Genomic DNA, 13,839 nt, shown 5'->3' with positions numbered 1-13,839 from the left:
GCGGGCACGGCGCGCCGAGGCCCGCGGCGAGCGAAATCACGGCGGCCGGCCGACTATCTCTCCGTGAAACGGGCAGGGTCCGCTGGTGTCCGAGCCCACCCCCGCCGACCGCGTGCCAGCGGCGGCAACATCCCCTCCCGGCGTTCCACCGGCGGAAGAGACCACACCGACCGGATCGGCCGACCAGGGCGAACCGGCCAACGCAGCGGACCTCGAACCGATCATGACCTCGGCGGGTCCCCTGCCCCTGCCGGGCGTACCGGCGGCGGGTCAGGGCGGCTCCGCGCCCAGGCCTTCGGGGGCCGGACCGGACCACCCGTTCGGCCGTCCGGGGCGCTCGATGAGCGGCAACCCGTTCGTGTTCGGTTTCACCGCCGCCCTCGGCGTGCTCACCGCCTGGTGGCTGGTGCAGGCGGTGGTGAGCGCGAGCTCGGTGCTGATCCTCATCATCGTCTCGCTCTTCCTGGCCATCGGACTGAACCCGGCGGTCGAGGTTCTCCAGCGGCGCAACGTACCGCGCATGATCGCCATCGCCGTCGTCTTCCTGGGGGTCATCGGGGTCTTCGTCGGCTTCGGCCTGGCCGTGCTGCCCCCGCTGACCGCGCAGTCCACCCAGTTCGTCGAGCAGTTCCCGCAGTACCTCAAGGAGCTGCAGGACAACCCGATGATCCGCGACCTGGACCAGCGCTTCCAGCTGCTGCAGAAACTGCAGCAGTACGTGACGAGCGGCGACTTCGGCACCCAGATGTTCGGCGGCGTGCTCGGCATCGGGTCGGTCCTCATCGGGGCCGTCTTCAACTCGCTGACCGTGCTGGTGCTGACGCTCTACTTCCTGGGCTCGCTGAAGTCGCTCAAGAGGATGGCCTACCGCCTCGTCCCCCGCTCCCGCCGTACTCGCGCGACCCTGCTCGGTGACCAGATCATCGACAGCATCGGCGGCTACGTCGCCGGGAACCTGATCATCTCGCTCATCGCCGGTGTGACGACCTTCTTCTTCCTGAGCATCATGCAGGTCCCGTACGCCCTGGCGCTCTCCCTGTTCGTGGCGCTCACCGACCTCATCCCCCTGGTCGGCGCCTTCATCGGCGCGGGAGTCGCCTCGCTGGTGGGGTTCTTCGTCTCCCCGACCGTCGGCATCGTCTGCCTCGTCTTCTTCACGATCTACCAGCAGATCGAGAACTACTGGATCGCACCGGCGGTGATGAAGAGCTCGGTCGACGTACCACCGCTCGCCACGATCGTCGGTGCCCTGCTCGGTGGCGCGCTGCTCGGCGTGGTGGGCGCGCTGCTGGGCATCCCGATCGCCGCGGCCGTCCTGCTCATCGTGCGGGAGGTGGTCCTGCCCCGGCAGGAGCGCACCTGAGGGCGACCGGGAGCACCCGGGGGGCGGAGGTCACCGGCGCCGCCCCGTAGCTCGCGCCGGGTTGTGCGGCGTCGCGAATATTTATCACTTCTTCGACACGAAATCTCATAGGTCACAACAACATGCGATAGAAGATCACATGCACCTATTGTCTCCTCTTGGGGTACACGTGAAGAAGCATCTTCGACTCCTCGCGGCCCAGCTGTTCGCCATGGCCCTCGTCATCACCGTCTTCTCCAGCCCCGCCCACGCCGACACCACGAGCGACGCCCAACTCGCCGCCGAGTGGCAGACCGCATGGGACACCTATAAGTTCTACGACTGCACCCCTCCCCTTCCGGGCTCCGGGCGGAGCCGCGCCACCAGCAGCATCTCGATCACGATCAACGCCCCCGCCGCCAAGGTGTTCCCGGCGTATTCCAACATCAACAACCACGTCGGCATGCACTCGTTCCTGAAGCGGGTCGTCACCCACAAGGACTGGTTCCAGTACGGTAAGCGCCACATCAACTTCACCGCCGTCGAGGAGATCCCCTACGAGGGCGCGATCGTCACCAGCAACACGCACGCGCAGCAGCGCATCAACGCCGACGACCTCTACTACGAGACGGACACCTGGTCACTGCCCGGCGTCGTGACACACCAGAAGATCGTCTTCACGAAGCTGGCCGGCGGGAAGACCAAGGTCACCGAGTACCTCACCTTCGACGCCGACACCTCACTGATCGACTTCGTCGTCGCCAACGGCGTCGCCTCCCACGAGGTGACCCAGGCGGGCCTGAAGCAGGCGATCGAGAGCGGCTCCATCTGATCCACCCCCCGGCCGGGGCCCGCTTTCACGGCGCGCCCCGGCCGGCTCAGCGCGGCACCGCCGACCCTGTATTCCGCACATGATCCCGATTGACCTGCGTTGATCCCAGAGTGCTCGCAGGTGTGGTCGTACCAGGCGCCCAGCCAGCCAGGCCATCTTCACTTCCTTGGCCGGCGCCGGGTGACACCGACGTTCCGCCCCCCTCGGACCGGCGCACAGGTTTCGACATTTCCGGCCCCTCCGGCAGCCCGGGAACCTCGCAGGTCACGAACAGGATGCGGGCCGATCGCGGGCGGGCAAACCCCACCCGGCGATCACATTCGGCGAATGACCTTCTTGACGTGAAATATTACAAATGGAAAAGTTTCTTTCGAGAGAGCGCTCTCACGCCTCGTCCACCCCCCAACCTCAAAGGACCAGCCGTGAGATTCACCGTGCTGGCCAGCGCGGCGGTAGTCGCCGCCGCGCTGGTCTTCCCAGCAGCCCCCGCACAGGCCGCCCCGCCCGGCCCGAACCCGTCCGCCTCCCCCGAGCAGGCACTACAGCGTGATCTCGGCCTGAACCCCACCCAGGCCCGCATCCGGCAGGCCCACGAGGCCGGCGCATCGGTGGTGGAGCGGAACCTTCGCAGGCGCCTCGCCGACCGGTTCGCCGGCGCCTGGTTCACCCCCGCCGAGGGACGGCTCTCCGTCGGCGTTCTGAACAGCCAGGACGCCGAGCTCGCCCGCAAGGCGGGCGCGCTGCCGGTGGTCGTGCCACGCAGCGAGAAGCAGCTGGACGCCACGAAGGCCGCCCTCGACAAGGCCGCCGAGGCCGCCGGCAAGGACATCTACAGCTGGCACGTGGACGTGGCCGCGAACACCGTGGTGGTGTCGGCCGCCGACAGCGCCGCGGCCCAGAGCTTCGTCAGGAGCAGTACCGCCGACTCCGGCGCGGTGCGGATCGCCGTCGGCCAGGCTCCCAGACCGCTCTACGACATCCGCGGCGGCGACCAGTACGTCATCAACGGCAACACGCTCTGCTCGGTCGGCTTCTCGGTCAACAACGGCGGCTTCGTCACCGCCGGGCACTGCGGTGGCACCGGCAGCCCCACCCTCGGCTACAACAACGTCGGCCAGGGCACCTTCGCCGGTTCGTCGTTCCCCGGCAACGACTACGCCTGGGTCCGTACCAACGGCAACTGGACACCCCGCCCGTGGGTCAACAACTACGGCGGCGGCAACGTCTCGGTGGCGGGCTCCCAGGAGGCCGTGGTCGGCGCCTCCATCTGCCGGTCCGGGCGCACCACCGGCTGGCGCTGCGGCGTCATCCAGGCCAAGAACGTGACCGTCAACTACTCGGGATCGCTGGTCTACGGGCTCACCCAGACCACCGCCTGCGCCGAGGGCGGCGACTCGGGCGGCGCCTGGATCACCGGTGACCAGGCCCAGGGCATCACCTCCGGCGGCTCCGGCAACTGCTCGACCGGCGGCAACACCTTCTACCAGCCGGTCAACGAGGTCCTCGGCGCGTACGGCCTGACCCTGACCACCACCGGCGGCAGCGGGAACACCAGCCGGCTCATCGGCTGGCAGGGCAAGTGCATCGACGTACCCAACAGCAACGGCGCCGACGGCCAGCGCCTGCAGCTGTGGGACTGCAACAACACCAACGCCCAGAACTGGACCTTCCCCGGCGACGGCACCGTCCGCGCCTTCGGCCTCTGCATGGACGTGGCCTGGGGTTCCACCGCCAACGGCGCCGCCATCCAGCTCGCCAACTGCAGCGGCAACCCGGCACAGCAGTTCGTCCTGAGCGGTGCGGGCGACCTGGTCAACCCGCAGGCCAACAAGTGCGTGGACGTCACCGGCTGGGGCGGTAGCGGCACCCCGCTCCAGCTCTGGGAGTGCAACGGCGGCGCCAACCAGAAGTGGCGCCGCGGCTGACCTTCACCCGATCCCGTCGGGGCGGTGAGCACTCACCGCCCCGACACCGACTCCGCCGGCGGCCACCTGGCCTACGGCAGGAGCTTGACGAGCAGGGCTCGGAGGTCCTGGACGCCGTCGGGGCCGAGGGTCATCTCAATGTCGTGCTCGACGCCCAGCATCGCGTCGCGGACCGCGGGAAGGCGGGCACGGCCGAGGTCGGTGAGTTCCAGGGCGTAGCGGCGGCGGTCGTGCGGATCCTGGCCGCGGACCACGATCCCGGCCTGGACGAGTTCCTCGACCAGCGACGCGGCGGCCGGTTCGGTGAGGTCCAGGTACTGGGCGAGTTGCTGCTGGGGGCAGGGGCCCAGCCGGTCCAGGGCGGGCAGCAGGCCGAAATGACGGGTGCGCAGGCCGTACTCCGCCAACCTGTGGTCGCCGAGCCGGCGCAGCTGGTAGTGGGCCTGGGCGATGAGGTGCTCGGTGCTCGCGACGGTGGACCGCTCGTCATACGCGACCAGCCTGCTCAGCAGTTCGGTGAGGCGCCGCCGTTCGGCCGGGGTCAGCGGAGCGGTGAGCCGGACGTCCCGGTCGGCGACGGCCTGGCGCATGTCCTTCAGTGCGGCACGGCCCTCGTCGGTCAGTGACAGGACATAGGTACGGCGGTTGGCCGGGTTACGGGTCCTGGTGACGTAACCGGCCTGCTGAAGCCGGTCGAGCAGCTTGACCATGATCGTCCGATTGATGCCGAGGCGGTGCGCGAGGTCCTGCTGCGAGGGCGCGTCCTCGTCGGCCAGCACGTCGAGCACCACGAAGTCACGGGACTGCGGCCCGTCCCGCATGGCCTCGCCGGTGATCCCGGTGAAGACCCGCCGCATCAGCGAGCCGATGGTCACGCGCAACGGCCCGGACTCCTCGCCGACGGCCCCTCCCCGCTGGTCGGGCACAGCCACCACCTCCCCGAACAAGCCTAGCGGCGCTGATCGTTCGAAGAGTTGACGTAGGTCGAAGACCGGCGGGAGCCGGATCGCGGCTCTGGTCCGGCCCGCGTCGACGTCGGGAACCTCCGCCGCCGGGACCGGCGAGGTACAGCAGGCTGTACTTCTGGCCGGTGATCCGGCGACTGCCTGGACGATGTCCCGCCGACTGGTCCAGGATGTGCGGATGCCGACCCATGCCCCTCCGGCCGCCCCCGGGCCGGCCCGTCGATGGGACGTGTTCGCCCGCGCCCGCACCACCCTGGACGCGCTCGAACACCTCGCCGGCGGGTTCGGCACCGCGGTCCTGGCACTGGTGGTACTCCTGTCGGTGGTCGTCACCGCGCTGGCCTGCCTCGTCGGCGTGGGCCTGCCGCTGGTGCCCGTCGCGCTGCGCGGGGTGCGCGCCGTCGCCGGCCGGGAACGCGCGCGGCTCTCCCGCTGGGGTCCGGAGATCATCGACCCGGAGCCGGCACCGTCCGGGCTGCGCGCCGCCCTCGCCGATCCGGCCACGCGTCGCGAGCTGGGCTGGGTGGCCACCCATGCCGTCCTCGGGCTGTTCCTCAGTCTGGCCGGTCTCACACTGCCCCTCAACGCGGTGCGCGACCTCACCTTCCCGCTGTGGTGGCAGTTGCTGCCACCGGACGAGGCGGCCACCGCGTCCATGGGGTTCTGGACCGTGCGCGACCTGCCCGGTGCCCTCGGAGTCGGCGCGCTGGGCCTGGGCTGGATCGCCATCACCATGCTCCTCACCCCGGGCATGGCGCGGCTGCAGGCATGGTTCGGCCGGCGACTCCTGGCACCCGACCCCGGCACCGACCTCGCGCTGCGGGTCGCGCAGCTCACCGCGACCCGTGCCGCCGCGCTGGACGCGCACGCCGCCGAGCTGCGGCGGATCGAACGGTCGCTGCACGACGGCACCCAGAACCGGATCGTCGCCGTCACCGTCCTGCTCGGCGCGGCCCGTCGTGCCGTGGCGCGCGACCCGGCCGGCGCGGAGGCCATTCTCGAACGCGCGCAGGACGCCGCCGAGCAGGCGCTCGCCGAGCTCCGCGGGGTCGTCCGGAGCATCCTGCCGCCGGTACTGACCGACCGGAGCCTTTCCGACGCCCTCACCGGCCTGGCCGTCGGCTGCCCGGTCCCCTGCCGGATCGACGCCGACGTTCCCGTCCGGTGCGCCGCGTCCGTCGAGGCCACCGCCTACTTCGTGGTGGCCGAGGCCCTCACCAACATCGCCAGGCACAGCCGTGCCCGGCACGTCGTCGTCAGGGTCCGCCGCCGCGACGACCGGCTCCACCTCCAGATCACCGACGACGGCCGCGGCGGAGCGAACGAGCTCAGCGGGTCCGGGATCGTCGGCATCCGTAACCGCACCGAAGCACACGACGGGACATTCATGCTGGACAGCCCCACCGGTGGTCCCACCACCCTCACTGTGAGCCTGCCATGCGGATCGTGATCGCCGAGGACGATCCGCTGCTGCGCGAAGGTCTCGCACTGCTGCTGCGCGCCGAGTCGCTTGACGTCGTGGCCACCGCCGCCGGCCCCGACGGCTTCCTGAGGGCCGTCGACGCCCACGATCCGGACGTCGCCATCGTCGACGTCCGGATGCCGCCGACCCACACCGACGAGGGGATCGTCGCGGCCGTCGAGGCCAGGCGCCGCAGACCCGGCCTGGCCGTGCTCGTGCTGTCCGCGTACGTCGAGCAGGCCTTCGCCACCGAACTGCTCGCCCACGGCAGCTCCCGCCTCGGGTACCTGCTGAAGGAGAGGGTCGGACGGGTCGAGGAGTTCCTGACCGCGCTGCACCGGGTGGCGGCCGGAGGTACGGCCATCGACCCGGACGTCGTCGCGCAGCTTCTCGCACGCACCAGGCCCGACAGCGGGCTGGACCGCCTCAGCCCCCGTGAGCGCGACGTGCTGGCCCTGATGGCCGAGGGACTCGGCAACACCGCCATCGCCGATCGGCTCTTCGTCACCGACGGTGCCGTGCACAAGCACATTCGCAGCATCTTCGCCAAGCTCGACCTGGCACCCACCGACCAGGCGGACCGGCGCGTCACCGCCGTCCTGCGCTACCTGGAGGACGCCCAGCGCCGGTGGTAGCGCCAACCGTCGTGGAGGTCTCCGGAAAGTCCAGGACTGTCTGAAGGATTCGGACAGTCGGTGTCATTCCACTCAGCGCGGGTAGGGACGAGAACTACCGCGCGGGTGCGCCGTAGACCGGAGGGACGACCATCCGGGCGGGGTGCCGCTACCGCAGACGGGGCGGCGAGAGCGGTCGTGACCACCGCTGGAGCGGCGGGAAGCCACCATCCAGGTGAGGAATATCATGGTTGAAGAACACGAATACCCGATTCCCCCCCTCGTTCGCGCGCTGGGCTGGACCAGCCTGGGACTGGGTGTGGCGCAGCTCGCCGCACCGGGTGCCATCAGCCGCCTGGCCGGAGTCGACGACTCGCCCAAGGCGTTCGGCGCGGTGGCGCTGGTGGGCGTACGGGAGTTGTTCCACGCGGCGACCCTGCTGGGCAGCCGCGATCCCGTTCCCTGGGTGTGGGCCCGGGTCGCGGGTGATGCCCTGGACCTGACCCTGCTGGGCCGGGCGATCGCCGACCGCACCGGCTGGAGGCGTGGCCGCGTCGCAGCGGTGGCGGCGGCGGCCGCCGTCGTCACGGCCGCCGACCTGTGCGCCGCGATACGCGCGAGCCGGCACCGTCCGGAGGAGAGGTCCGCGCGCTGGATGAACCTGCACGCGGCCGTCACGATCAATCGCCCCCGCGAGGACGTGTACCGGTACTGGCGCGACTTCGAGAACCTTCCCAGCTTCATGACGCACCTGGAGTCGGTGCGGACGATCGGTGACGGGCGATCGCACTGGAAGGCGAAGGGGCCCGTGAAGAAGGCCATCGAGTGGGAGGCCGTGATCGTCGAGGACCGCTCCGGCGAGGTGATCACCTGGCGCTCCACCGGGAAGGCCACCGTCGACAACAGCGGTTCCGTACGTTTCACCGACGCGCCCGGCGGGCGCGGCACGGAGGTGCGGGTGAACCTCCGCTACGCCCCTCCGGGCGGCAAGGTGGGCGCGGCCTTCGCCAGGCTGCTGGGAGAGCACCCCGAGCAGCAGGTACGAGACGACCTGCGCCGGTTCAAGCAGGTCATGGAGATCGGAGAGGTGGTCCGCTCCGAAGGGAGCCCGGAGGGCACCCGCGCCCTGCGGCAGGCCCGGCAACGCCCCGCTCAGCCCGTGATGTCAGGGAGTACCTCATGAAGGCCAACTGCTGGATGGGGCGCAACACCGTCGAGGTCCAGGAGGTTCCCGACCCCACGATCCTGAACGCTCATGACGCCGTCGTCCGCGTCACCTCGACCGCGATCTGCGGCTCCGACCTGCACCTCTACGACGGCTACATCCCGACCATGAAGAAGGGCGACATCCTCGGCCACGAGTTCATGGGCGAGGTGGTGGAAGTGGGCCCCGAGGTGCGAGAACTGCGGGTCGGCGATCGCGTGGTGGTGCCCTTCCCGATCGCCTGCGGCGCCTGCGGCGCCTGCCAGCACGGCATGTACTCGGTGTGCGAGAACTCCAATCCCAACGCCGGGATGGCGGAGAAGCTCATGGGTCACTCTCCCGCCGGGATCTTCGGTTACTCCCACATGCTCGGCGGCTACCCCGGGGGCCAGGCGGAGTACGCGCGGGTGCCGTTCGCCGACGTGGGGCCGATCAAGATCGAGGACGACCTGCCGGACGACCAGGTGCTGTTCCTGTCCGACATCCTGCCCACCGGCTGGATGGGCGCGGAGATGTGCGACATCAAGCCCGGGGACGTCATCGCGGTCTGGGGCGCCGGGCCGGTCGGCCAGTTCGCGATCGCCAGCGCGTTCCTGATGGGCGCCGAGCGGGTCATCGCCATCGACCGCTTCCCCTACCGGCTGCGGAAGGCCGAGCGCGCCGGTGCCGAGACGCTCGACTACGAGAAGGTCGACGTCCTCGACGCGCTGCGGGACATGACCGCCGGTCGGGGACCGGACGCCTGCATCGACGCGGTGGGCATGGAGGCCCATCACCCCGCGGGCGTCGTGCACGCCTACGACCGGGCCAAGCAGGCGACCCGGATGGAGACCGACCGGCCGCACGCCCTGCGCGAGGCGATCATGTCCTGCCGCAACGGCGGGGTCGTCTCCGTGATCGGCGTCTACGGTGGCCTGATCGACAAGTTCCCGATGGGCTCGCTGATGAACCGGTCACTGACGCTGCGCAGCGGCCAGTGCCACGTGCAGCGCTATCTGAAACCCCTGCTGGGCAGGATCCGCAACGGCGACATCGATCCCAGCTTCGTCATCAGCCACCGCATGCGGCTGCAGGACGCCCCGCGCGCCTTCGAGATGTTCAAGAACAAGGAGGACGAATGTAACAAGATCGTCCTCACTCCCTGACGGGGTCCTCCCCCCGGTACGGACACCTTGGGTGCCGGGTGCGAAATGACCCTGCCGACCCGGGCCGCCGAGGAGGCCCGCTTGTCCGGGATGGAGCCGGGTCCAGGGCACGGTGTCGACCGGGGAGCCTGGCGAGGCGTTCGTTTGGACCTGGCGCGGTGTGCGGGAACCGCTGTGCCCGCGCGCTACGCACGTCGGGGCGTCACTCAGGCGAGCCTTCCGGCGACCGTGACGGCGTCCACCGTCAGCGTTGCTCGCCCGCACGCCGTTGCAGCAGGTCGCGAGCCTGCAGGAACGGAGCTCGCAGGAAGGCCAGGTGGTCTTCCTGCCCGTGGCGATGGCAGACCTGGCCTGGCCACAGGCGCCGGCTCCGCTCATCGATGTAGGCCAAGGAGCCGTCGACAAGGTTCAGCATGTGCTCGACGGTGAGCGCGTCGAAGCGACTGTAGTCCTCGCCGGTGCACAGGTAGACCGGTGACGTGTGCGCCATGATGGGCCTGGCCCACACGTCGTGGTGCCTGGCGACATCGGCGCCCGGACCGTAGCACCGCGCGGCGATCCACGAGTCACCGGCGATCGGCACGTCGGCGGCCAGTTCGAGCACGTACTCCGGGCGATGGGACCGGTGCTCGGCGACGACGCGCCCGTTGGCCACGATCTCGATGCGATCGATGGCGAAGATCGACTCGGCTCGGGCCTGGACACGGACAGTCGTGTCCGCGGGCACCCGGATCTCCTGCCCCGGCCGATGGCCGCCGACGTCCAGTCGTAGAAGCGGGCCGCTCGTCACGAACGTGGCGCCCTCTCGCACGGCCTGGCACCAGGTCCAGTAGTCGAGGTCCTCGTGCGGCGGCACGTGCGCGTAGGTGCGGATGAGGCCGATCGGCACCTCGCTGCTCATCTTGTCGGTGCCGCCGACCAGGGTCACCCGGTAGCCGGCGTTCAGATAGCGGTAGTACTCCCGAATGTTGTACGGGTCGTACGCGATCATCTCGACGGCGTCCAGCCGGCCGGTGGCGAGCAGGGCGGCGACCTCGCCGTTCGGCACCGGGAAGTGCGCGAGGACGACGGTACCGCCCTGCTCGTGGCATTCGTCCGCCCAGTGGGACAGCGTGGTCTCCAGACCACCGCCGAGCTCCGACTCCTCGGCCCCTCCGGTGCACCAGGGCATGATGGGGTGCCGCAGGCCGAGCAGGTTGATGTGGCCGAGCATGCCGCTGCGATTCTCCTGGCCCGCGAAGACGTGGGTGTGGCCGTCGGCCGACGTGTGCGGGCGCCCGGTGAACTCCTCCGTGTTGGTGAACAGATGCCCCCACTGGCTGAGCAGCAGGTTCGTGACGCGTACATCCTCGCCGCGCGCCTCCAGTTCGGCGCCGAGGGTCGAGACGAAGTGCACGTGGGTGTCGCCGCTGTACCAGCCGGTCGCGGCCATGTCGGTCATCCGGGTCAGCGTCAGCTCCAGCTCGGCCTGGCCGGGGCGGATCGTGACGGTCGTGCGCAAGGGCTGGTACTCGAACCCGCGGGCCGCCTCCACCGTTACCTCGCCCAAGGGCAGCCAGCCCTCGCAGGTGCCGTCGATGTAGGAGTAGGTTGTGGCGCCGAGCCTGACATCGCCGCCGATGTCAAGGTTCCAGGTGTTGCCGTCGGAGTTGATGTGCCCGTGGTGGCCGTGCGGTGGGTAGGGCACCCCGTCGGTGGACCGGAAGTGGATCCGGCACGGGACGGGTTCGCCGGTGGCCGCGTCGCGGACCACCGTGCGTACCCAGGTCCGCCCGGCGTCGGGCACGCACCAGGTGATCCCGCGGTCGCGACGCGAGCCTGCGGCGAGCAGGTCCTTCCAGCCACAGGTGCTGATCTCGGACGTTCCCCGCCTGAGGGTCAGCTGGGCCGAGGGGGTGGCGGCGACGCGCACATAGGCGCGCCGCTCCTCCTCGACGGGCGCTCCCCAGGCCGGTGTGGGGCCGTCCACCCCGCCCACCCGGCGATAGAGATAGGTCGCGGAGCCGCGGTCCACGGTCACCGACAACTCCTCCGAGACCGTGCCGGTCGGCGGGTCGAGATCGAGGAGGACGTCGCGCCACACCGTACGCCCGAACGGGTCCTCGTCGAGTTCGCTGGTGGTCACGGCGCCGATGAGGACGCTCGGGCCCAGCGAGCGGATTTCCAGGGCGCGCACGGGCACGTCGGGCCGCGGGTTGCGGAACGGCCACAGGTAGAAGCGGTAGGGCAGCACGTACGGTGACCTGGCCTGCGGGTCGTCGATGTCGACGAACCGGGCGCCGGCCGCGTCGAAGCGCCCATGGGTCCGCGGCATCAGCCGGTGCTGGGCGTCGGGTACAGCCAGGAACGGCGTCTGCCCCCAGTCGAGCGGAATCGCCCGGTCTCTCCACAACCGCGGCGTGGGCCCGATCTCGAAACGCCGGCGGACCGGCAGCCGCTCGGTGTGACCGTCCTCATAGAGCAGCGTGTAGTGCGCGCAGACGCCACCGACCGTCTGGCCGTCGAACAGGTCTGAGGATTCCAGAGCGTGGGCGATCACCATCCACTCGAAGGCGCGCTCCACCGGAATGCCGACGGCTGCTCCGGACACCCGCAGCAGTGCCGCGTCCGCGCGCTCGTCCCCGAAGAGAAAGGGGATACCGTACAGTGTGCGCGGCCCGAGTGGGTAGGACTCGCCGTCATCGAGGACCGAGCGCGGTGCGTTGAACACCGCGGTGAGATCGACCGGCCGGTAGCCCCGGCCTTCCGTGGAGGGTTCAGGCATTGTCGGCCGCCAGGTCTCGTGGCCCGTCGACGGATGTCTGCGCCAGCCCGCCGTAGAGTCGGGGCGAGCGGGCTCTCAGGTACAGCGCCCGTACGACGCCGACGACGACGGCGACGGCGGCGACACCCACGATCAGGACATTGGTGACGGTACCTGCGCCGGTCAGCAGCGGCAGATTGGTCAGCACAAGGAAGAGCACCACGGCCAGGGCCGCGAAACTGAGCCCGGGGGCGATCGTCGTGCGGAAGAGCCCGGCCTCGGGCGCCTCGCGGCGCAGGAACCGGATGACCGCCAGGCTGCACAGCGCCCACAGGGTGATGATCCCGAGGAAGCCGAGCGTGCTGCCCCACAGCAGCAGCCCCAGGTAGGGGTCGAGCCCGAAGGCGGCGAACACGGCGACGACGACCGCTGCCACGGCGGTCTGCAGGAGACCCGCGGCCCACGGCGCCTTGGTCCGCGGGTGCGTACGGCCCAGCACCTGCGGCAGGAGCCCCTCGCGGCCCAACGCGAAGAAGTAGCGGTTGGCCGCGTTGTGCAGCGCGAGCAGGGCGGCGAACGCGCTGGTCAGCAGCAGGATGTTCATCACCTCGACGATCGGGGCGGGCACGTAGGTGTCGAAGACGGTGACCACGAGGTTGACCGGGTCCGCCTCGGCCGCGGCGGCTATCTTGGCCGGACCGTAGGCGAGGACGATGACCCAGGTGATGAAGGCGTAGAAGACGGCGATGAAGGCGACCGCGATGTAGGTCGCCCGCCGGACCGTCCGGATGCCGCCGCGCGCCTCCTCACTGAAGATCGCGGTGGCCTCGAAGCCCATGAAAGCCCCGGCGACCAGAGCGAACATGGCGCCGTTGCCCGGGTCCAGCACGGCGGCGGGCGAGAACGACACGGCCGACCAGTCACCGCTCCCGCCCTTCACCAGGACGTACACCGCCAGCACGACCAGGACCGCGGTCTCCAGAACGAGCAGGATCCCGAGGATCCGGGCGCTGGTGTGGATGCCGCGGTATCCGAGCCACGCGACGAACACCAGGCCGATGAGCGCGAACACGTACCACGGCACGTCGAGGTGGAAGTACTTGGCGAAGGTGGTGTTGGCGTAGACGCCCAGCGCGCCGTACGTGCTGATCTGCAGGGCGTTGTAGGCCGCGACCGCGAGCACCGCCGCGCCTGAGCCGGTCGGCTTGCCGAGCCCCCGGGCGATGGTCGCGTAGAACGCTCCGGCATTGCGGACGTAGCGGCTCATGGTCATGAAACCGACGGCGAAGAGCGCCATGACCACGCCGGCGACCAGGTAGCCCCCGGGGACGGCTGCGCCGCCCTTGAGGAAGTGCAGTGGGGCGACAGCGACGATGAGCGTCAGGGGTGCCAACGCCGCCAGGACGGTGAAGACGAGATCCTTTGTCCCCATGACGTTGCCGGCCAGGGCGTCGGGCCTGTTTGCGGGACTTCCGGTGACGTGACCTGGCATGTGTTCGCTCCTTACTCCGGGGCAGGACACCGGTGCACGGGATGGAGGAGAGGGGGAGGGCCTGGGAACCGAGCCGCCTGGCCGATTAGGGGGAGCCTATGGCGGGTCCTGAGGG

At 70.1% G+C, this 13,839-nt stretch carries 10 protein-coding genes; 7 read left to right on the top strand and 3 right to left on the bottom strand.

Translation table 11 applies throughout. The features are described from left to right. Positions 1-85 precede the first annotated feature (85 nt). From ACFQVD_RS37550 to ACFQVD_RS37540, 3 genes are all read left to right on the top strand, one after another. On the top strand, positions 86-1,363 hold the full coding sequence (locus ACFQVD_RS37550; protein WP_343981335.1) for an AI-2E family transporter: 1,278 nt from the start codon (positions 86-88) through the stop codon (positions 1,361-1,363). Positions 1,364-1,532: 169 nt separating this feature from the next. After that, positions 1,533-2,174: a hypothetical protein gene (locus ACFQVD_RS37545; RefSeq protein ID WP_343981338.1), complete on the top strand. Its 642-nt coding sequence runs from the start codon at positions 1,533-1,535 to the stop codon at positions 2,172-2,174. A gap of 422 nt (positions 2,175-2,596) precedes the next feature. Next, entirely contained in the window at positions 2,597-4,099 is a 1,503-nt protein-coding gene (locus tag ACFQVD_RS37540; RefSeq protein ID WP_343981342.1) for a ricin-type beta-trefoil lectin domain protein, read from the top strand. A gap of 71 nt (positions 4,100-4,170) precedes the next feature. On the opposite strand, the gene ACFQVD_RS37535 is transcribed toward ACFQVD_RS37540, so the two are convergent. Beyond that, positions 4,171-5,025: a MarR family winged helix-turn-helix transcriptional regulator gene (locus ACFQVD_RS37535; protein WP_343981345.1), complete on the bottom strand. Its 855-nt coding sequence runs from the start codon at positions 5,023-5,025 to the stop codon at positions 4,171-4,173. Between the two features lie 217 nt (positions 5,026-5,242). Between ACFQVD_RS37535 and ACFQVD_RS37530 the strand changes: the two genes are divergently transcribed. The 4 genes from ACFQVD_RS37530 to ACFQVD_RS37515 all read left to right on the top strand — a co-directional run bounded on the left by ACFQVD_RS37530 (position 5,243) and on the right by ACFQVD_RS37515 (position 9,489). Then, complete coding sequence (locus tag ACFQVD_RS37530; protein WP_343981348.1) at positions 5,243-6,514, top strand: sensor histidine kinase; 1,272 nt, start codon at positions 5,243-5,245, stop codon at positions 6,512-6,514. Continuing rightward, positions 6,502-7,161, top strand: coding sequence for a response regulator transcription factor (locus tag ACFQVD_RS37525; protein ID WP_343981351.1), 660 nt, complete (start codon positions 6,502-6,504; stop codon positions 7,159-7,161). Before ACFQVD_RS37530 ends, ACFQVD_RS37525 begins: the two co-directional genes overlap by 13 nt. 226 nt (positions 7,162-7,387) lie before the next feature. Then, the gene (locus ACFQVD_RS37520; RefSeq protein WP_364159036.1) at positions 7,388-8,323 is read left to right on the top strand and encodes an SRPBCC family protein; all 936 of its coding nucleotides are present in this window, start codon (positions 7,388-7,390) and stop codon (positions 8,321-8,323) included. Continuing rightward, positions 8,320-9,489 carry a zinc-dependent alcohol dehydrogenase gene (locus ACFQVD_RS37515; RefSeq protein WP_343981357.1) on the top strand — a complete coding sequence of 390 codons (1,170 nt, stop codon included), beginning with the start codon at positions 8,320-8,322 and terminating at the stop codon, positions 9,487-9,489. The genes ACFQVD_RS37520 and ACFQVD_RS37515 overlap by 4 nt, the downstream gene beginning before the upstream one ends. Before the next feature lie 244 nt (positions 9,490-9,733). On the opposite strand, the gene ACFQVD_RS37510 is transcribed toward ACFQVD_RS37515, so the two are convergent. Further along, on the bottom strand, positions 9,734-12,253 hold the full coding sequence (locus tag ACFQVD_RS37510) for a CehA/McbA family metallohydrolase (RefSeq protein WP_343981360.1): 2,520 nt from the start codon (positions 12,251-12,253) through the stop codon (positions 9,734-9,736). Then, the gene (locus tag ACFQVD_RS37505) at positions 12,246-13,724 is read right to left on the bottom strand and encodes an APC family permease (RefSeq protein ID WP_343981363.1); all 1,479 of its coding nucleotides are present in this window, start codon (positions 13,722-13,724) and stop codon (positions 12,246-12,248) included. Before ACFQVD_RS37505 ends, ACFQVD_RS37510 begins: the two co-directional genes overlap by 8 nt. Between the last annotated feature and the right edge of the window lie 115 nt (positions 13,725-13,839).

The sequence above is a fragment of the Streptosporangium amethystogenes subsp. fukuiense genome (assembly GCF_042665875.1).
GTDB classification, from domain to species: Bacteria; Actinomycetota; Actinomycetes; order Streptosporangiales; family Streptosporangiaceae; genus Streptosporangium; species Streptosporangium fukuiense.
The sequence above is the reverse complement of the archived record's forward strand: the minus strand, read 5'-3'. Positions and strand labels throughout refer to the sequence as shown.

Coding starts and splice junctions, on each gene's coding strand:
- ACFQVD_RS37530 (WP_343981348.1), top strand. CDS start 5,243: ATGCCGACCCATGCCCCTCCGGCCGCCCCCGGGCCGGCCCGTCGATGG.
- ACFQVD_RS37525 (WP_343981351.1), top strand. CDS start 6,502: ATGCGGATCGTGATCGCCGAGGACGATCCGCTGCTGCGCGAAGGTCTC.
- ACFQVD_RS37520 (WP_364159036.1), top strand. CDS start 7,388: ATGGTTGAAGAACACGAATACCCGATTCCCCCCCTCGTTCGCGCGCTG.
- ACFQVD_RS37515 (WP_343981357.1), top strand. CDS start 8,320: ATGAAGGCCAACTGCTGGATGGGGCGCAACACCGTCGAGGTCCAGGAG.
- ACFQVD_RS37510 (WP_343981360.1), bottom strand. CDS start 12,253: ATGCCTGAACCCTCCACGGAAGGCCGGGGCTACCGGCCGGTCGATCTC.
- ACFQVD_RS37505 (WP_343981363.1), bottom strand. CDS start 13,724: ATGCCAGGTCACGTCACCGGAAGTCCCGCAAACAGGCCCGACGCCCTG.